We start from the raw sequence: 17799 nt of genomic DNA on the forward strand, positions 1-17799 counted from the left end.
TGGTGACCTCCTGTCAAAAGCACCGCATCCGACTTGCGCATCCTGATACGCGAGGTCGCCGCCGGCCAACGCCGGCGGCGCCTCAAGACACCGTACGAGCTACAGCGTCGAATCCGCCGTGTGCCCCAGTCTTTATGCCGGGATGCAATCCCAGGAGGAGGCAGGGGGTCACGAGGCGGGCTCTCTTGGGTGCAAGGAGAGCGGGATCAGAGTATCAGGAGGAGGGACGGCGAAGCCGGCCCGGGGGACAGCCGTGGAGCAGAGCGCCGCTCGCTCACGAGCCAGCGAGGAGCAGGCACACAACGCAACCCCACCTGACAAACAACCGTTGACGCAGCCTTTTGGTACCGGTACCATGCAACCCGGAAAACATTGGTACCGGTACCAATTCGAGGCGAAAACGCCACCCGACCCCACCCACAGAAGGAGACATGCAATGAAGAAACTGATCTGCGCTCTCGGCGCATCCATGGCCATGACCACCGCCATGGCCTGGCCCGACAAGACCGTCACCATCGTCGTGCCCTTCCCGCCCGGCGGCTCCACCGACGTGATCGCCCGCACCCTGCAGCCCCGCCTCCAGGAAAAACTCGGCGGCACCTTTGTCGTGGAGAACAAGGCCGGCGCCACCGGCACCATTGGCGCCACCCACGTGGTGCGCTCTGCGCCCGATGGCCACACCCTGTTCGTGTCGTCGCTCGGCCCGTTCGTGATCGCGCCCCACCTGTTCAAGGTGACCTACGACGCACCCAAGGACTTCGACTTCATCTCGGTGGCGGTGCAAGCGCCCAACGTGCTGGTGGTGCCCGCCGCATCGCCGCACAAGAGCATGGCCGACGTGACCGCGTTCCAGAAAGCCAACCCCGGCAAGATGACCTTCGCCTCCTCGGGCAACGGCAGCAGCGACCACCTGACCGCCGAGCTCTACTGGCAGCAGACCGGCACCACAGGCGTGCATGTTCCCTACAGAGGCGGCGGCCCGGTGATGACCGACTTGCTGGGCGCCCAGGTGGATTCGTCGTTCATGAACATCAACACCGCCATGCCGCAAATCGTGGCTGGCAAGCTGCGCGCGCTCTCCATCACCAGCGCCCAGCGCTCGCCGTTGCTGCCCAACGTGCCAACGCTCGACGAACTCGGCATCAAGGACGCCAACGTGTATTCGTGGCAGGCCGTGGCCGGCCCCAAGGGCATGCCGGCCGACGTGAAAGCCAAACTGCACGCCGCAATTCGCGACACGCTGAACGACCCGGCCGTCAAGCCGAAACTGCTGGAAGTGGGCTTCGAGATCGTGGCCAGCACGCCTGCGGAGTTCACCGCGTTCCAGGCTGCCGAGTTCACGCGCTGGCAGAACCTCATCAAGTCGCGCAACATCAAGGTAGATTGACAGCCGAGCCCCTCATGCTGAGCCCCGTCACCGTTTCCACCACCACCCCCCGCGTCACCGCCCTGCGCGTCATTCCTGTCGCGGGGCGCGACAGCATGCTGCTCAACCTGAGCGGGGCGCACGCGCCCTTCTTCACGCGCAACCTGCTCATCCTCACCGACAGCACCGGCCACACCGGCGTGGGCGAGGTGCCCGGTGGCGAGAAGATCCGCCAGACGCTGGAAGACGCGGCCGAGCTGGTGGTGGGCCAGTCCATCGGCAACCACCAGAAACTGCTGCAACTGCTGCACACCCGTTTTGCCGACCGCGATGTGGGTGGGCGCGGGCTGCAGACCTTCGACCTGCGCACCACCATCCACGCGGTGACCGCGGTGGAGTCGGCCCTGCTCGATTTGATGGGCCAACACCTCGGCGTGCCGGTGGCGGCACTGCTCGGCGAAGGCCAACAGCGCGACGCGGTGGAAATGCTGGGCTACCTGTTCTTTGTGGGCGACAAGGCCAAGACCAACCTGCCCTACGCCAGCGAGCCCGGTGCCGACAACGCCTGGAGCCGCCTGCGGCACGAAGAAGCCATGACACCCGAAGCCGTTGTGCGCCTGGCCGAGGCCGCGCGCGAGCGCTACGGCTTCAACGATTTCAAGCTCAAGGGCGGCGTGCTGCGCGGCGACGAAGAGGTGGATGCGGTGATTGCACTGCACGACCGTTTTCCCGACGCGCGTGTGACGCTCGACCCCAACGGCGGCTGGATGCTCAAGGACGCGATCCGACTGGGCCAGCGCATGCGCGGCGTGGTGGCGTATGCCGAAGACCCGTGCGGTGCCGAAGATGGCTTCTCGGGCCGCGAGGTGATGGCCGAGTTCCGCCGCGCCACCGGCCTGCCCACGGCCACCAACATGGTGGCCACCGACTGGCGCCAGCTGACCCATGCACTGTCACTGCAGAGCGTCGACATTCCGCTGGCCGACCCGCACTTCTGGACCATGGCCGGCAGCGTTCGCGTGGCGCAGACCTGCCGCGACTGGGGCCTGACCTGGGGCTCGCACTCCAACAACCACTTCGATGTGTCGCTGGCCATGTTCACGCACGTGGCGGCTGCGGCGCCCGGCAAGGTCACGGCCATCGACACGCACTGGATCTGGCAGGACGGTCAGCGCCTCACGAAAGATCCGCTCCGGATCGTGGGCGGTCATGTGCAGGTGCCCACGGTGCCGGGCCTGGGCGTGGAGCTCGAGATGGCCGAGGTGGAGAAAGCCCACCAGCTCTACCTGCAGCACGGCCTGGGCGCGCGCGACGACGCCATGGCCATGCAGAGCCTGATGCCCAACTGGACCTTCAACCCCAAGCGCCCCGCGCTCGATCGATGAACACCAACCCCACCAAGGACAAGCCATGAGACCCAACCGCCTGCGCGAGATCTGGGCCGCCGGTGGCGCTGTCGTCAACGGCTGGCTGGCCATCCCCAACAGCTTTTCGGCCGAGACCATGGCCCACCAGGGCTGGGACTCGCTGACCATCGACCTGCAGCACGGCGTGGTTGACTACCAGGCCATGGTCCCCATGCTGCAGGCCATCAGCACCACCGACACCGTGCCGGTGGTGCGTGTGCCGTGGCTGGAGCCAGGCATCCTCATGAAGACGCTGGACGCCGGCGCCTACGGCGTGATCTGCCCCATGGTCAACACGCGTGAAGACGCGCAAAAACTGGTGGCGTACACCCACTACGCGCCGCGCGGCACGCGCAGCTTTGGCCCTGTGCGCGCCCTGCTCTACGGCGGTGCCGACTATCCGCAGCACGCCAACGACACCATCGTGACCTTCGCCATGATCGAGACCGCGCAGGCGCTCGACAACCTCGACGACATCCTCTCGGTGCCCGGGCTGGATGCGATCTACATCGGCCCGTCCGACCTGTCGCTGGCACTCGGCTGCACACCCACCTTCGACAACCTCGACCCCAAGGCCGCCGAAGCGGTGGAGCACATTCTGGCGCGCGCCAAGGCGCACGGCCTGGTCGCCGGCATCCACAACGGCTCCACCGAAGCCGCGCTCAAACGCATCGCCATGGGTTTCCAGTTCGTCACCGTGAGCTCGGACGCGCGACTCATGGCCGCCGGTGCACAGCAGGTCATGGCCTCCATGCGCGCCGCCCACGCACCCAAAATCGAAGGCGGCTACTGAGCCTGCCCCACCACAAGGACACCAGATGAAGATTGGATTTGTCGGCCTGGGCATCATGGGCACACCCATGGCCCTGCACCTCGCCAACGCCGGGCACCAGCTGTTCGTGCACACGCGCAGCCAGGTGCCCGAAGCCATTCACGCCGCGGGTGGCGTGCGCTGCGACAACGCGGCCGGCGTGGCGCGCGAGGCTGAGGTGGTGTTCACCATGGTGCCGGACACCCCTGATGTCGAAGCCGTGCTGTTCAACGAAAACGGCGTGGCACAGGGCCTCAAGGACAGCGCTGGCGCGGTGCGCAAGGTGGTGGTCGACATGAGCTCGATCAGCCCCATGGCCACCAAGACCTTCGCGCTGCGAATAAACGAGCTCGGCGCCGACTACATCGACGCGCCGGTCTCCGGCGGCGAAGTGGGTGCCAAGGCGGGTTCACTCACCATCATGTGTGGCGGCGACGAAGCGGTGTTCGAGCGCGTGCGCCCGCTGCTGGAACTCATGGGCAAGAACATCACGCTGGTGGGGGGCAACGGCGACGGTCAGACCACCAAAGTGGCAAACCAGATCATCGTGGCGCTCAACATCGCGGCCGTGAGCGAGGCTCTGGTGTTTGCCAGCAAGGCCGGCGCCGACCCGGCCAAGGTGCGCCAGGCGCTCATGGGTGGTTTTGCCGCGAGCCGCATTCTGGAAGTGCACGGCGAACGCATGATCAAGCGCACCTTCAACCCGGGCTTCCGCATCAAGCTGCACCAGAAGGATTTGAACCTGGCACTGCAGGGCGCGAAGGAAATCGGCGTGTCACTGCCGCAAACCGCAAACGCCGCGCAGCTCATGCAGGCCTGCGCCGCGCACGGCATGGGTGATCTCGATCACTCGGCCCTGGTGAAAGCGCTGGAGCTGATGGCCGGGCACCCGGTGTCGCCCGACTGAGTGGTTCAATGAAAAACGGCCCGAATCGGGCCGCTGTTTCATGACTTGGTGTCGACGGGTGGTGTGGTCACCACCTGGCCGTCTTTCACCGGCAACGTATCGCCGGGTTTGAACGAGGTGCGGACCGTGCCGTCCTTGCCGTCGAGGCGGTAGGTCACGTTGTAGCCCACCAGCTTTTGCGACTTGTCTTGCACGGTCTTGCAGCGTTGCTCGTTCGTGGTGACCACGTCCTTCTGCTGCATGTTTTTCTGTACCTGGTTGCCGGCATAACCACCGGCCGCCGCACCCGCCAGGGTGGCCACGGTCTTGCCGGTGCCATTGCCCACCGCGCTGCCCAGCAGGCCACCGGCCAGGCCACCCACCACCGTGCCGGCGATGCGCTTCTCGTCCTTGACCGGCGCCGTGCGCTGCACCGCCACGGTTTCGCACTGCTGGCGCGGGGTCGAGACCGTCTGCATGATTTCCTTCACGGCCACCACCTCGGCCACCTCGGGCTGCGTCAGCACCCGGTAGCCCGTGACCCCGCTGGCCCCCAGAACCACCATGGCCAGACCGCCAACGGCGATGCCTTTCATCATTGACTTGTCCATGTGCTCGTCCTTTCAAATCATTTCAAAGCTGACCCAATCTAACCGGGTTCAACGCCCCACTGGTGACAAAAGGTGTTTGTGTGCACAGACCGGATGGCTCAGGCGCTGTGCCCGCAGGAAGGGCGCTGCGCCCTGTGTGGCGTGTCGTCGGCCGCTGCCCGGGGCGGCAGCAGGCGGTCGCATTCCTGCTTTACCGCGGCATAACACTCGCACGCCCGATCTTCGAGGCCAGCGCGGTCCAGCACCTCGATACGCCCGCGCGCATAGCGGATCAGGCCATCGCGCTGCAGCGCCAGCGCCACCAACGTGACACTCTCGCGCCGCACGCCGAGTTTGCCGGCCAACAATTCCTGCGTCATCTGCAGGCAGTTGCCTTGCACGCGGTCCAGGTTCAGCAAGATCAGGCGGCAGACCTGTTGCTCCACCGCATGGTGGCGGTTGCACAGCGCCGTCTGCGACACCTGCGTGAGCAGGGCTTGCGTGTAACGCAGCAGCAACTGCATGGCCTCACCACCGGCGTTGAACGCGTCAACCACCACCTCGCGTGGCAGCCGGTAGCCCAGACCGGCGCTCTGCACGACCGCGCGTCCGTTGGTCGAGAGGCCACCCATCAGCAGCGGAACACCCACCACGCCGTCGTTGCCGACAGTCGCCACCTCGGCACAGGCGCCGCTGGCGGTCTGGTGCAGCAGGGACACGATGGACGATGTGGGAAAGTGCACGTGGCTCATGTTGCAACCCGATTCGTAAAGCACCTGGCCACGCGGCATCTCGACCAGTTGCAGGGCGTCCGACCAATGCTCCCAGTCGGCCGCCGGCAGCGCTTCGAGCAGCAGGTTGCCCTGCGCGCCGGCGATCTGCGCCGCCGATGCCCAGCGGCGTTCGGTCAACAAGGTCGGGCATTCGGGTGCAAGCAGCAAAGGTTCGGTCAGGGTGGCGTACATGGCTGGCCTCTTGTGGAAAAAAGATGCCTCCAGTTTTCCGCGAGGTGCCTTGCAGGTCTGTCGGCAGACCGGGCGGCCCTGCGTAGGACTGGGCCTACAGGTCGGCCCGCGGTCAGACCTGAGCCGGGCACAATCCCCGCCTGCAGCGCCCCGCTGCGCCGAACCGAGAGCCCGACCATGGACCTGTCCACCCACCAACTCGCCATGACCGTGCTCATGACGCCCGACATGGCCAACTTCTCGGGCAATGTGCACGGCGGCACCATCCTCAAGCTGCTCGACCAGGTGGCCTACGCCTGCGCCAGCCGCTACGCGCGCAGCTACGTGGTCACGCTCTCGGTGGATCAGGTCATGTTCCGCCAGCCCATCCACGTGGGTGAGCTCGTGACCTTCATGGCCTCGGTGAACCACACCGGCAACTCGTCGATGGAAATCGGCATCAAGGTGGTGACCGAGAACATCCGCAACCAGGTGGTGCGCCACGCCAACAGCTGCTTCTTCACCATGGTGGCGGTGGGTGACGACGGCAAGCCGGTGGCGGTGCCGCCGCTGGCGCCGGTGACGCCCGACGAGCACCGCCGCCACGCCGCGGCCAAGGTGCGCAAGCAATTGCGCCAGGAATTCGCCAGCCGTTTCGACGAGCTGCGAACCACTTCGGCCTGAGCGGATCACAGCGGGTCATGACACACCCTCTGCGCACAGTCGCCCTCCTCCCGCTCCTGGCTGCAGCCGTCGCTTCAGCCACCGCACAACCCGCGCTGACCACCGACCGCGTGCAACTGGCCCGCATCGCGATCGACCGCACCGAAGTCACCATCGCGCAGTTCGCCCGCTTTGCGCAGGCCACCAGCACCGTCACGCGCGCTGAAACCGAGGGCGGTGGTTTCGAGTTTGAGGGCGGCTGGCAGCGCCGCCCAGGCTGGACCTGGCGCACACCCGACGGCGTTGCGCCCACCTCAACGCAACTGCCCGCCGTGCACCTCACACACGCCGAAGCGGCGGCCTACTGCCGCTGGGCGGGCGGACGCCTGCCCACCGCGGCCGAATGGCTGAGCGCGGCCTTCACCGAACAACGCGCCGCACCCCCAGCCCCCTGGCAGCGCGGCACCACCTATCCCTGGCCCACGGGCAACAGCCCGCAAGGCGCCAACACCAGCGACGCCGACCGCTGGCCGCGCGCTGCACCTGCGGGCGACACCGCGGCCGGCGCCAACGGTCTGCACGACATGGGCGCCAACGCGTGGGAATGGGTGAGCGATGCGCAAGGCAACGAGCGCCGCACCATGGGCGGCTCGTGGTGGTACGGCGCTTCGCAGATGAAGGCCGACGTCGTGGCCTGGAAGCCGGCCGACTTCTTTGCGGTGTATATCGGCTTTCGCTGCGTGTACGGCTGAGGCGAAGCGTCAGGGCTTGCGCGCGACGATGGTCGCAAACGACTTCACCGTGTTGCCGGGTGCAGCAAAGTCCTGGTGACTGGACGCGAGCACCTCCCAACCCGCCAGACGGGTTTGCAGGAAGTCCCTGGGAAACAGGCAGTGCTGCACCGGGTCGAACATGTCCATGAAGGTCGTGCCCTCGACCAGCACGTTCACCACCAGCGTGCCGCCGGGCATCAGATGCGCCTGCAGGTCGTCCAGCGCCCGGTGCGCGCTGGCGCAGTCGAGAAACATCAACAGGCCAATGGACACGATGCTGTCGAACTCACCATTCACGCGGTCATGGGCGAGGTCGGCCACCTGCGCCTGCACCGCGAGGCCCTCGGCCTTGGCCGCTGCTTGCAGGTGGGCAATGGCGACCTCGCTGGCGTCGAGCGCGAGCACCGTGCACCCTGCGCGCGCGGCGGCCAGGGCGAGGTTGCCCATGCCGCAGCCGAAGTCGAGCACGCGGCCCCGCAGGTGCGGCAGCGCGGCCTGCTCGAACGGGTTGAGCGCCGCTTCGGCCTGCTGGATCTGCCGTTCGAACTGGCGGTCGAAAAAGTCAACGCTGCGGTTGCTGTTCATGGGTGCCTCGCACAGAGGGTGTCAGGGGTTCGGCGCCGGGCCGGTTCCCGGCGCTTCAATTTCGGCTCACAATATCAGTGCTTGCTAATTTACTTCCAAATAACGGAGACAACATGCGCCCCCGCCACATCGCTCTCTCGGTACTGAGCACCCTCGCCCTGCTCGGCCCCACCGTTGCTCTCGCCGACAAGGCCGCTGCCATCGACGAGATGGAGGCCTATCTGGAGTTTGTGGAATACGGTGGCGGCGTGATCTTTGCCGAGCAGATCCCCAAGGAAGACTGGAAAAAGTTCGTGGTGATCGACGCGCGCGACGCCGGGCAGTTTGCCAAGGGACACATTCCGGGCGCCATCAACATGGACTGGCGCCAGGTGCTGGCCAAACGCGCCTCGATCCCCAAGGACAAACCCGTGCTGATCTACTGCAACACCGGCTCGCTGTCGGCACAGGCCGGGTTTGCGCTGCGTGTGGCGGGCTGGGACAACCTGCGCATCTTGCAGGGCGGCATGGAGGAGTGGAAAGCCAAAGGCGGTTTTGATGCCGCCAGCCGCACCACCGCACCCGCCAAACACTGAACCCCACCCGAGGAGCGCCCCATGATGTCGACCGCCCCCACCTTGCGCCGCTGGCTCACCCGCGTGCTCGCGCTCAGCCTGGCAGTGCTGGGCATGTCTGCCTCAGCCCAGAACCTGGCCGACATGAAGCCGCAGAAGGTCGGCCCCAACAGCTGGTACGTGCAGGGCCTGGCCGCACTCGGTTCACCGGCCAACCAGAACTTCATCAGCAACGCCGGTTTTGTGGTGGCGCCACAGGGCGTGGTGGTGATCGACGCGCTGGGCTCGCCCGCGCTGGCGCGGCGGCTGGTGCAGAAAATCGCCGAGATCACGCCCAAGCCCATCACCCACGTGCTCGTGACCCACTACCACGCCGACCACATTTACGGTCTGCAGGTGTTCAAGGAACTGGGCGCCCAGATCATTGCGCAGCAGACCGCGCAGGAATACCTGAACTCGGACACCGCGGCCCAGCGCCTGGTGGCCTCGCGCACCGAGCTGGCGCCCTGGGTGGACGGCAACACCCGCCTCGTGCCGGCCGACCGCTGGCTCACCGACTCCACCACGCTGGAACTGGCGGGCACGCGCTTTGTGGTGGAACGCGTGGGGCCATCGCACACGCCGGAAGACCTGGCCATCCATGTGCCGAGCGAGCGCGTGCTGTTCGCCGGCGACCTCATGTTCGCCGGGCGCCTGCCGTTCGTGGGCCAGGCCGACAGCAACCAGTGGATCCACTCGCTGGACCGCCTGCTGCGCTTTGACGTGGCGGTGGTCGTGCCCGGCCACGGCGCAGCGTCGACCGAGCCACGCAAGGACATGGTGGTGATGCGCGACTACCTCACCTACCTGCGCAGCACCATGGGCAAAGCGGCCAAAGAGCTGGTGCCGTTTGAAGAGGCCTACAGCGCCACCGACTGGAGCCGCTTTGAGCCCATGCCCATGTTCCGCTTTGCCAACCGCATGAACGCCTACAACACCTACCTGCTGATGGAGAAGGAAAGCCTGGGCGGGCGCTGAGCAAGCGCCTGCGGCCATGCCGCAAAATCGCCCGGTGACGCCCACCACCGACCCGCACGAAATCCCTTCCCCGCAGCCCACTTTGTCGCCCGCCACCTGGCGCGGCGACTTCGGCGGCGCGCTGGGCGACCTGGGCACCCTGCTGCCCTTTCTGGTCGGATTCATCGTGCTGGCCGGTGTGCACCCCACGTCGATCCTGCTGGCCTTTGGCCTGAGCCTCATCGCGGTGGGCTGGCGCCTGGGCATTCCCTTCCCGGTGCAACCCATGAAAGCCGTGGGCGCAGCCGTCCTGGCCAGCGCTGCAGTGGCGGGTCAAAACATGCCGGCGGTGCTCGCGCTGGCCGCGCTGATCACCGGCGTGTTCTGGCTCATCGCCGCCTGGAGTGGACTCGCGCGCTGGCTGGCCCGCCATGTGTCGCGCGACGTGGTCCACGGCGTGGTGCTGGGCCTGGGCATCGCGCTCATCGTGGCCGGGCTGCGGCGTATTCAAGGCGACGCGGTGCTGGGCGCAGCGTCGGTGGTGCTCGCACTGGTGCTGCTGGGCCGTGGCGGCTGGCTCACCATGCCCGTGCTCATGGCCGTGGGCTGGGCGGTGGGCAGCTGGCGCCAGCCCGAGCTGCTGCAGGCGCTGGCCAGCACGCCGTGGGCGATGCACCTGCCCGAGCCGCAGTGGCCTGCGTTCAACCAACCCGGCGTGTGGCTCGCGGCCATCGGCCTGGCTGCAGCACAGATACCGCTCACCTTCGGCAACGCCATCCTCGGCATCGTGGCCGAAACGCGCCGCCTGTTCCCCGCGGTGACGCTGGACGAGAACCGGGCCGCACGCGGCACCGGCCTCATGAACCTGCTGGCCGGCGGGCTGGGCGCGCCACCCATGTGTTTTGGCGCCGGCGGCATGGCCGCGCAGGTGGCCTGCGGTGCACGCACCGGCCGCGCGCCCATCTTTCTGGGCAGCGTGCTGCTGCTCGCCGGCCTGTTCGCCAGCGGTCAACTCACCGCCCTGCTGAGTTTGCTGCCCGCCGGCACCATTGGCGCCATGCTGTTTGTGGCCGGCTTCTCGCTCACCATTGGCACGGCAGGCAGTTCGCGCGACAAGGAAGCCCGCGCCGTGCTGCTCACCACCGCCGCTGTTTCCGTGTGGAACGCGGGGGTGGGTGTGGTGGTGGGGGTGCTGCTTGAGGCGGGGCTGCGGGCGCGGGTGTTGCGGATTTGAATGCGGCTGTGTGTGGGTCTGGTTGCGGACTTTGGCGCTGGAGGCCCACAACAGGCGAATGTGCGTCCGTCATTCACAATCCCAACCGAAAATCGAACGGCGGCAGAGCCTCCCATGCCGGTCTCTCGTGCACACCGGCAGAACCATGAAGGGGCTGGAGAAATGCGCTCTACGTGAAATCAGGGTCGGTCGCCCGCTTCTTCGCGATGTCAAACGGGCATCCTCCACCGCGACTGATTGCTTGAGCGAAGGCTCATTTCCCCGCTGCATGAACATCTCGACCGGAAACACGGACACCACTGGAGGTGGCATCCACTGTGCACCCGGTATCACTGCGATTTGCGTTCCGCAGACGAGGCGGCGGGCAGCTCAAACGTGAGGTTGGCCCAATGGCTGTCCCAGTCCTGGCCTTTGCCGTCCACGTTGGGCACCATGTGAACCACGCTGACCATCCAGGCGCCATGCCACGGCAGCGCGGTGGTGCTTTTGCCGGCGGCATCGGTGCGGGTGGTCACCATGTCGAACTGCTGGCCTCGGCGGCTCCAGAATTTCACCAAGGCGCGTGGCAGCGGAGCGCCCTCGAACAGGACCTCCACAGGCAGTGCGTCACCCGGCTGCAACCGCTGTGGATTCATCAGGGGCACGATCTCCAGTGTCTGGCCGGTGCGCACACCCACCATCGAGTCGGACTTTCCTCCCACGTGCAGCATGGTCTTGATATGGCGGCGGTAGCGCTCGCGCCCCGGCAAGGCGCTTTGACCGCTCACCTGGCGCTGGGCAATCACGCGCTCCAGGCCGTCCTCGCGCAGGTAGTCGGTGAACTCATCGGCCGCAAGCTCGGTGCTGATCGGCTGCGTGTCGAGTGCGATGAGTTGCGTACCCGGCTGATCGAACGACAGCTGCACGCTGGCCTGTTCGGTGGCGGGCAGTTGTGGGGTGAGGTCCGTGTTCCCGCGCAGGTTGTGCCAACGCAGCGAGACCGCCATGGGTTGTCCAAACCCCACGGGTTCACCCAGAAAGCCCTCACCCACCCGCAGCGAGAGGGTCACGGGCGCATCCGTGGGTGGTGAAAACCGGTCCGGCGCTATCCAGAATTCGTGCGCTTGCGCGGCTGAAGCCAGACCCAGCAGGCTCGAGAAGATCCACTTGTTCATGTGAAAAACGGGTCGACGCAGGCTGTGCGCCAACCCGTCCAGGTTCGTTGGGAAGGGCCGCTGTCAGATCGTGTCGTCCACGGGCAGCGGGGTGGTGTCCAGCGGTTGGGGTTCACTGGTCTCGTCGGTCTGGGCAATCAGCTGGTTCATGTAGTCCAGCAACGACTGCACCGTGGTGCCCATGAAGGGTGTGGCGGCTTCGGGTTGGGCTGGTGCAGCGGCATCACCGCCACCCCCGCCGCAACCGGCGAGCGCGGCGGTGGTGAAGGCCACCGCCAACACGCATTTGGCAAGTTCTTGTCTCATGGTGTGTCCTTGGTGTGGGTGATGGACATCACAGGTTCGAAGAACCCGGGTTGGGCGTGTTCAGGTAGGGGAAGGCGGGCAGGAACGGCACCACAGCCTGGTCGACAGCGTCGTGAATATTGGCCGACTGGGCACCCAGTGGCACGCTGGAGGGCTTGCAGGCCGAAGTGAGGGACGGCACGCCCGGCACGCTGTTGAGCTTGAGCGCGTCGTTGTCGCCGTTGATCACACACAGGCCACCGAGCACCGCGACGAGCGCGATGTCGACCACGTCGTCCTTGGGACGGCGGCCGTTGGGGAAACCGGCGTTGTCGTTGACTTTGTTCACATCGGTGTTGAGCGCATTGCCGGCCACACCCAGGCGGTTCTGGCTGGCGAACGGTACCGGTGGCACGGCGGTGTTCAGGCGCAACATTTCCGATGGCGTCGGGTTGGCTGGCTTGTTCACACCCGTGATGCCGGTCAGGAAGGTCGTGAGCAGGTCGGTGCGCGGCAGGTTGGTGGGGGCCACGGCCGCAGGGTTGCCGGCCAGCACCAGGCCCAGCAAGGCGGGCAAGGTCGGGTTGCTCACGTAGGTCAGGAACTGGCCATCGTCCTTGGGCGCCGATGCGTTGAACTTGTCCTTGTCACCCAGACCGATCACCACCTCGTTGACCAGCGGATTGCCCAGACGCGAGACCTGCGTCCATGCACCGCCGGCCTTTTCGCTGGCCTGGTGGCCCGACTGGGGTGCACCGTTGAGCAACCTCGCCTGGCGCAGGCTGGCCGTGGTCCAGCCACCGATGACGGTCTCGCTGCCAGTCGTCAAGCAACTGGTGTGCACTTCGAGCGCCAGCGAAGTCACGTTTTGCTTCTGGATGTAGTGGTTGCCGTTGGCACCTTCAGCATCCTTCAGCGCGGGATTGAGCAACACCTCGACTGGTGCGTTCACCAGGTCAAAGATCCTCCCGAGATTGACCGCGAAGCCTTCCTGGCGCTGCCCCACGAATACCTTCGCAGGCATGCTGCAGCCCGGAATGTTGACGGTGTGGATGTGTTTGTCAGCATAGGCCTTGTAGGCGGCGGCATCACCCAGCGTCTTCTGACCGATGTAGTCCACCGGCTTGGGCAACGAGGCCGCGACTGTCTGTATGGAACCCTTGCGGCGGTCGCCGCGCACCACGGTCAGGCTGTAGCTCTCGTTGAGGTTGAGATTGGGGTCGTTGATGGATGAAACCGTTCCGGCCTGGATCAGTGGAATCTGCACGTTCTGGTTGCCGATGGGCAGCGCAACGCTGTTGAGCTTGTTGTTGAAGCGAAACTGGAAGGTGATGTCCTCCCTCGCATCGCCGTTGTTGTCCACATGGATTTCATACAGCGCGTTGGGGTCCATCGAGAAATAGTTGGGGCCGCCGTAGGGGCCTTGCAGCGGCTGGTAGTTGGCGATCAGGGTCACGTAGTCGGAGCGACCGCCGGTGCCGTTGGTGGCCACACCTTCGTAGCTGCGGAACATGTAGAAGTCGGTGCCGTCCACCTTGGGTGTGGTGGTGATGAAGGGGGCTTCACGATGGCTTGACGCGATGGCTGCGCCAGCGACGGCCATCAACAGACATCCTTTGGCGATGGATGCGGGTTTCAGTTTCATGGGGGTGCTCCTGGGTGGTTGATGCAGTGGTCTGCCCTCCCAGTACGTGCCCTGCAGCGTGATGGATTCAACGAATGGAATGTCCCCAACATCAAGGTGGACAAGTTCGTTCGCCAAAGCCTGGCCTTCGACGCAGCGCCCGTGGACTTCGATCCAAGTGGTCCCGTACAGCATGGGCTCGGAATCTGAAGTCAACCGCTCAAGACTGGTTGCAGACCCTCATCTTCATCATCCGACCTGCAGCTGCGGACCCAAAGCGGCGGTACACCCCTGCTCCACAGCGGGCGTTCCTGGCGGTCAGGGGAAGACCGCAAGGCGTTGCACGTCTCAGCGTCAATCCCGGATGGTGCGTCCGAACACGAACTGGAACACAGCGCCTCGCCCGACCTCGCCCTCGCCGTGGATCTGACCCCCATGCCGCTCGATGATGCGATGAACGGTGGCCAAGCCAATGCCGGAGCCCTGAAACTCACTGGGCTGGTGCAGCCGTGTGAAGGGCTTGAAGAGGCGGTCCGAGCGGGACATGTCGAATCCTGCGCCGTTGTCACGAACAAAAAACATCGGCGCGTTGGTCACGCTGTGGGGCACACGACCGAACTCGATACGGGGCTGCGGCGTGTTCCGCGAATACTTCCAGGCGTTGCCCAGCAGGTTTTCGAGTGCGATCCGGGCGAGGTGGGGGTCACAGTCAGCGAACAAGTCGGGTTCGATGGTCACCTCGACCGGGTTCTCAGGGTCTCGCTGCCGCTCCTGTCGGATAACCTCTTCGGCCATATCGCTCAGATTCGCCCAGGTGCGTTGCAGCTGCGTCTGGCTGACCCGCGCCAACGCAAGCAAGTCCTTGATCAGGCTACCCATCCGGCTCGCGGACGCCATGACCCGGCTGATGATGGCGTCGTCCTCGGGACGGACGCGGTCGCCCATTTGCTCTCTGAGAACATGCATGAAGCCGTCGATCGAACGCAGGGGCGACTTCAGGTCATGTGAAACGGAGTAGGCGAAGCTGTCAAGCTCGCGGTTGATGTGCTGGAGCTCCTCGGTGCGGGCCTGGACACGCTGTTCCAGGGTGTCTTGCAAGCGCTGGATTTTCCAGTCGCTCTGCAGTCGCATCAGTTCTGCGCTGCTGCGGCTGGCGAATATCGATGTCAGCGCCTGGAAATCGGCACCGATCTGGGCGGAGTGCTCCCAGGCAACCGCCAGCAAGCCAATGGCTGTCCCGTCCGGGTCGCGCAAGGCAATTCCCGCGACCGTATGGGAATGCCCGTCAGCAAAGGGGACATCAGACAGCAGGGGCACCCCCGCGGGCAAATCGATGACACACAGGTCCTCGCGGGCCAGCATCGCTGCGAGGCTTGGCTCGTGCAGACGCACGTGGCGATTGGGTTGCAGGTCACCGTTGTGCATCAGGCCCAGTGTGTTGATCCCACCCTCTTTTGCCGTTTCACCAATGACAACGCAGGTTGCCCCCAGGGCCGCCACCATGTGCTCGGTCACCGACAGGAAGAACGCCTGTCCGATTTTGGGTGAAACCCCTTCAGCGAGATTCATCAGCATGCTGCGGCGCCGCTTCTCTTCGGCCACATTGAGGACGAAGGAGAGGGCACAGGCCTCACCTTCTATGTCGATGATCTCGGCCCACACCTTGACCTCGACCAGTTCTCCCTTGAGGTTGCGAACCTCTGTTTCGTAACCCATCAGACGACCGTTGCGCCGCATGGTGTTGACGTAGTTTTCGCGCACCTGCTGGCTTGGCCAGACGCCTGCTTCGAGCGATGTCTTTCCAATGAAATCCTCGGGGCGGCCACCAAACACCTGCTCGCAGGCGGCGTTGACTTCCAGGTAAAGCCCGTCGCTCAGGCGTGTGAGGGTCATGCAGATCGGGCTGTGCCGGAAGGCTTTGGAGAAACGCGCTTCAGACTGCTGCAGGGCGCTGCGTGACTTTTCCTCAGCGCTCATGTCGACCACCATGCCGATCATGAGCCTCTCATTGCCCTGCTGGATGAGCTCGGCATAGACAAGCGAATCGAACTGGGAGCCATCACGCCGCAAGCCGCGGGCATGCATGCCGTTCACCCGACCCTGCGTTTTCAGGGTGTTTCGAAAGGCTTGCTCTTCGGCAGGGTCGGCCCACAGGTTTGGCGGCTGCTGGCCCACCAGATCGCTGCGGGAAAAGCCACTCGCCAGGACATAGGCATCGTTGACATCCACTGTCAGGCGGTTGTCCAGAGACTGCACGAGGCAGGCCACCGGGTTGTTCCGGAACAGCGCCTTGAAGCGCTCCTGGCTTTCCTTCAGGGCGGCTTCTGCTTCGTAGGCCAGCCTCAGCGCTTCCTTCTGCGTATCGAACGCTTCCTGGAGGCGGTACTGGCCCGCCAGCGCGCTGATCAATATGATCACGATCACCACCGCCTGGATCACCCACACGGCCCAACCCGTGGGTGGCAGCGTGCCTGGCAGCATGCCGCGCTGCTCGAACCAGTTGATCAACCCGAGTGCCAGGATGCAATACAGCACGACCGCGACCATCTTTCCCCGCGAGAGGAAGGTGCTCGCCACCACGATGGCTGACACCAGCACGAACACGCCAGCACTGCGAACGCCCCCGGTGATCACGGTCGTGACTGTGGCGATCGTCAGAATCAACAGCACCAGGCCATGAGCTGCGATGGTCACGTGTCCGCGCTGGAGCAGCAAGCCCGGCATCCACAACAGGACACTCGTGGCGCCGACCATCAGAGTCAGCTGCGTGATCCCGTCGCGCAGGAAAAGTGCCAGTGCGATCGTCAGGGCGGCGAAGCCCGCGGCCAGCAGCAGCACGCGCAGGGCTTTGACGCGGTGCTGGTCGAGTGTGCCCGACGAGCCTTCAGGTGGAAACCCATCCGGGCGCGGGGTGATGTGGTCAGGCATCCAGTGTTTGCCTGCAGGGGGCGATCCGTTCTGCAACAGAAGTAAGTACGGTCGGCACTGCGCAGCGGCGCAGCGCGATGGCGTTCAGCGTCTCCAACAGGTGTGCAGTGGGGCCAGGGGCGCGGGCTGGTGATTTCGTGGGCCTCATGAGGCGTTCCTGGTTTGATTTTTCAATCCGCCAGCCAGGCCTTGTATCGGCATGTTCCGGCGCGGTCGCCCCTGATAAACGAAGTATCGACAACTTTACGGAAACCTTGATCGCCATGAACAGAAATTGAGCCTGAGGCCCGCCCCGGTGTGGATGGGTTCACCCATTTCTACAGCCAGTTCCGTCGTCTTGTACCACTCGCCCCAGCTGCCCGCATAGAGCGAGGTGCAACCCAGTGCGGCGACTTCCATCGCCAGCAGGCCGGGGAATGGCGCTCAGACCACTGCCGCAGTGGTGCACCACCAGAGATTCGTCCAGCACAAAGTTGCCCTCCGCTTGGGGGGGGGGGGTGGGGAGCCGGCCACCAGCGCGCCACCCGCTGCCTGCCAGGGGCGAGACAACCATCGAGCGCCGCAGCAGGCTCGTGGCCGAACCACTTGGGCATTCATTCCATGCAGCCACTGCGGAAAGCGTCCTGGGGGTCATGGACGAGGAAGATTGCACCGGGTGCTCAAATGGCTTTGACGACCTCTTTTGCCGGGACTTGTTGGTGGGAGTGGCAGCGACTGAGCAGGCCATCCAATGATTCCCCCTCTGGGCGAAATGCACCATTTCATCCAGAATTGTGGCGATGAGCTCCCCACTTGGCCAATCAGTTCAGTCAGAACGGTTTCGAGATCGAAAGCGCTGGGGATGGCTGCTGTCGGTAATCGGACCGAGCATCGCAACCCTAGGCCCGCTTGCTCACACGTTGGGGGCGACAAGTTTCTGGTGGTTTGCGTTGCCCCTTGTTCTGTTTTATGGGTTGATCCCTTTGGCTGATTGGTGGTTGGGAGAAGACCTGACCAATCC

16 protein-coding genes and 1 pseudogene are annotated in these 17799 nt (G+C 65.1%); 10 read left to right on the top strand and 7 right to left on the bottom strand.

Annotated elements, in window-relative coordinates; genetic code table 11:
• Positions 1-436 precede the first annotated feature (436 nt).
• The 4 genes from Q0C59_RS09900 to Q0C59_RS09915 are packed head-to-tail and all read left to right on the top strand — an operon-like array spanning position 437 to position 4490.
• Positions 437-1387: a tripartite tricarboxylate transporter substrate binding protein gene (locus tag Q0C59_RS09900; RefSeq protein WP_291214636.1), complete on the top strand. Its 951-nt coding sequence runs from the start codon at positions 437-439 to the stop codon at positions 1385-1387.
• A 14-nt stretch (positions 1388-1401) separates the two neighbouring features.
• The gene (gudD, locus tag Q0C59_RS09905; protein WP_291214639.1) at positions 1402-2751 is read left to right on the top strand and encodes a glucarate dehydratase; all 1350 of its coding nucleotides are present in this window, start codon (positions 1402-1404) and stop codon (positions 2749-2751) included.
• Between the two features lie 25 nt (positions 2752-2776).
• Positions 2777-3565, top strand: coding sequence for an HpcH/HpaI aldolase/citrate lyase family protein (locus Q0C59_RS09910; RefSeq protein WP_291214641.1), 789 nt, complete (start codon positions 2777-2779; stop codon positions 3563-3565).
• A 25-nt stretch (positions 3566-3590) separates the two neighbouring features.
• Complete coding sequence (locus Q0C59_RS09915; RefSeq protein ID WP_291214644.1) at positions 3591-4490, top strand: 2-hydroxy-3-oxopropionate reductase; 900 nt, start codon at positions 3591-3593, stop codon at positions 4488-4490.
• A gap of 38 nt (positions 4491-4528) precedes the next feature.
• Here Q0C59_RS09915 and Q0C59_RS09920 read toward each other — a convergent pair whose 3' ends face one another.
• Positions 4529-5080, bottom strand: coding sequence for a glycine zipper 2TM domain-containing protein (locus Q0C59_RS09920; RefSeq protein ID WP_291214647.1), 552 nt, complete (start codon positions 5078-5080; stop codon positions 4529-4531).
• 98 nt (positions 5081-5178) lie between these two features.
• Positions 5179-6024, bottom strand: coding sequence for a Crp/Fnr family transcriptional regulator (locus Q0C59_RS09925; RefSeq protein WP_291214650.1), 846 nt, complete (start codon positions 6022-6024; stop codon positions 5179-5181).
• A gap of 177 nt (positions 6025-6201) precedes the next feature.
• Here Q0C59_RS09925 and Q0C59_RS09930 point away from each other — a divergent pair, with 177 nt between their 5' ends.
• Both Q0C59_RS09930 and Q0C59_RS09935 read left to right on the top strand, forming a co-directional pair.
• Positions 6202-6687, top strand: a complete 486-nt coding sequence (locus Q0C59_RS09930) for an acyl-CoA thioesterase (protein WP_291214653.1) — start codon at positions 6202-6204, stop codon at positions 6685-6687.
• A gap of 17 nt (positions 6688-6704) precedes the next feature.
• Positions 6705-7418 (top strand): SUMF1/EgtB/PvdO family nonheme iron enzyme, encoded by a 714-nt coding sequence (locus tag Q0C59_RS09935; protein ID WP_291214656.1) that lies wholly within the window; start codon positions 6705-6707, stop codon positions 7416-7418.
• A gap of 9 nt (positions 7419-7427) precedes the next feature.
• Here the strand turns inward: Q0C59_RS09935 and Q0C59_RS09940 are convergent, their stop codons facing one another.
• Positions 7428-8024, bottom strand: a complete 597-nt coding sequence (locus Q0C59_RS09940) for a methyltransferase domain-containing protein (protein ID WP_291214686.1) — start codon at positions 8022-8024, stop codon at positions 7428-7430.
• Positions 8025-8137: 113 nt separating this feature from the next.
• On the opposite strand from Q0C59_RS09940, the gene Q0C59_RS09945 reads away from it, so the two are divergent.
• The 3 genes from Q0C59_RS09945 to Q0C59_RS09955 all read left to right on the top strand — a co-directional run bounded on the left by Q0C59_RS09945 (position 8138) and on the right by Q0C59_RS09955 (position 10808).
• The gene (locus Q0C59_RS09945) at positions 8138-8599 is read left to right on the top strand and encodes a rhodanese-like domain-containing protein (RefSeq protein ID WP_291214688.1); all 462 of its coding nucleotides are present in this window, start codon (positions 8138-8140) and stop codon (positions 8597-8599) included.
• A 123-nt stretch (positions 8600-8722) separates the two neighbouring features.
• Positions 8723-9595 (top strand): MBL fold metallo-hydrolase, encoded by an 873-nt coding sequence (locus Q0C59_RS09950; RefSeq protein ID WP_291214703.1) that lies wholly within the window; start codon positions 8723-8725, stop codon positions 9593-9595.
• A gap of 34 nt (positions 9596-9629) precedes the next feature.
• Entirely contained in the window at positions 9630-10808 is a 1179-nt protein-coding gene (locus Q0C59_RS09955; protein ID WP_291214690.1) for a putative sulfate/molybdate transporter, read from the top strand.
• Between the two features lie 329 nt (positions 10809-11137).
• On the opposite strand, the gene Q0C59_RS09960 is transcribed toward Q0C59_RS09955, so the two are convergent.
• From Q0C59_RS09960 to Q0C59_RS09975, 4 genes are all read right to left on the bottom strand, one after another.
• A complete protein-coding gene (locus Q0C59_RS09960; RefSeq protein WP_291214693.1) occupies positions 11138-11962 on the bottom strand; it encodes a DUF4198 domain-containing protein in 825 nt (274 codons plus the stop codon).
• A gap of 63 nt (positions 11963-12025) precedes the next feature.
• Positions 12026-12268 (bottom strand): hypothetical protein, encoded by a 243-nt coding sequence (locus tag Q0C59_RS09965; protein ID WP_291214695.1) that lies wholly within the window; start codon positions 12266-12268, stop codon positions 12026-12028.
• A 28-nt stretch (positions 12269-12296) separates the two neighbouring features.
• Positions 12297-13892: a DUF4331 domain-containing protein gene (locus Q0C59_RS09970; RefSeq protein ID WP_291214697.1), complete on the bottom strand. Its 1596-nt coding sequence runs from the start codon at positions 13890-13892 to the stop codon at positions 12297-12299.
• Between the two features lie 333 nt (positions 13893-14225).
• The gene (locus tag Q0C59_RS09975) at positions 14226-16799 is read right to left on the bottom strand and encodes a PAS domain S-box protein (RefSeq protein ID WP_291214699.1); all 2574 of its coding nucleotides are present in this window, start codon (positions 16797-16799) and stop codon (positions 14226-14228) included.
• Between the two features lie 779 nt (positions 16800-17578).
• Between Q0C59_RS09975 and Q0C59_RS09985 the strand changes: the two are divergent.
• Positions 17579-17799, top strand: a pseudogene (locus Q0C59_RS09985) (hypothetical protein); the annotation flags it as partial.

Source organism: Hydrogenophaga sp. (assembly GCF_022844385.1).
Lineage (GTDB): Bacteria > Pseudomonadota > Gammaproteobacteria > Burkholderiales > Burkholderiaceae_C > Hydrogenophaga.

Excerpts from the sequence above, each read along its gene's own strand:
- Q0C59_RS09965 (WP_291214695.1), bottom strand. The coding sequence starts at position 12,268 with ATGAGACAAGAACTTGCCAAATGCGTGTTGGCGGTGGCCTTCACCACC.
- Q0C59_RS09970 (WP_291214697.1), bottom strand. The coding sequence starts at position 13,892 with ATGAAACTGAAACCCGCATCCATCGCCAAAGGATGTCTGTTGATGGCC.
- Q0C59_RS09935 (WP_291214656.1), top strand. The coding sequence starts at position 6,705 with ATGACACACCCTCTGCGCACAGTCGCCCTCCTCCCGCTCCTGGCTGCA.
- gudD (WP_291214639.1), top strand. The coding sequence starts at position 1,402 with ATGCTGAGCCCCGTCACCGTTTCCACCACCACCCCCCGCGTCACCGCC.
- Q0C59_RS09930 (WP_291214653.1), top strand. The coding sequence starts at position 6,202 with ATGGACCTGTCCACCCACCAACTCGCCATGACCGTGCTCATGACGCCC.
- Q0C59_RS09950 (WP_291214703.1), top strand. The coding sequence starts at position 8,723 with ATGAAGCCGCAGAAGGTCGGCCCCAACAGCTGGTACGTGCAGGGCCTG.
- Q0C59_RS09925 (WP_291214650.1), bottom strand. The coding sequence starts at position 6,024 with ATGTACGCCACCCTGACCGAACCTTTGCTGCTTGCACCCGAATGCCCG.
- Q0C59_RS09915 (WP_291214644.1), top strand. The coding sequence starts at position 3,591 with ATGAAGATTGGATTTGTCGGCCTGGGCATCATGGGCACACCCATGGCC.
- Q0C59_RS09920 (WP_291214647.1), bottom strand. The coding sequence starts at position 5,080 with ATGGACAAGTCAATGATGAAAGGCATCGCCGTTGGCGGTCTGGCCATG.
- Q0C59_RS09940 (WP_291214686.1), bottom strand. The coding sequence starts at position 8,024 with ATGAACAGCAACCGCAGCGTTGACTTTTTCGACCGCCAGTTCGAACGG.
- Q0C59_RS09945 (WP_291214688.1), top strand. The coding sequence starts at position 8,138 with ATGCGCCCCCGCCACATCGCTCTCTCGGTACTGAGCACCCTCGCCCTG.
- Q0C59_RS09975 (WP_291214699.1), bottom strand. The coding sequence starts at position 16,799 with ATGCCTGACCACATCACCCCGCGCCCGGATGGGTTTCCACCTGAAGGC.
- Q0C59_RS09910 (WP_291214641.1), top strand. The coding sequence starts at position 2,777 with ATGAGACCCAACCGCCTGCGCGAGATCTGGGCCGCCGGTGGCGCTGTC.
- Q0C59_RS09960 (WP_291214693.1), bottom strand. The coding sequence starts at position 11,962 with ATGAACAAGTGGATCTTCTCGAGCCTGCTGGGTCTGGCTTCAGCCGCG.
- Q0C59_RS09900 (WP_291214636.1), top strand. The coding sequence starts at position 437 with ATGAAGAAACTGATCTGCGCTCTCGGCGCATCCATGGCCATGACCACC.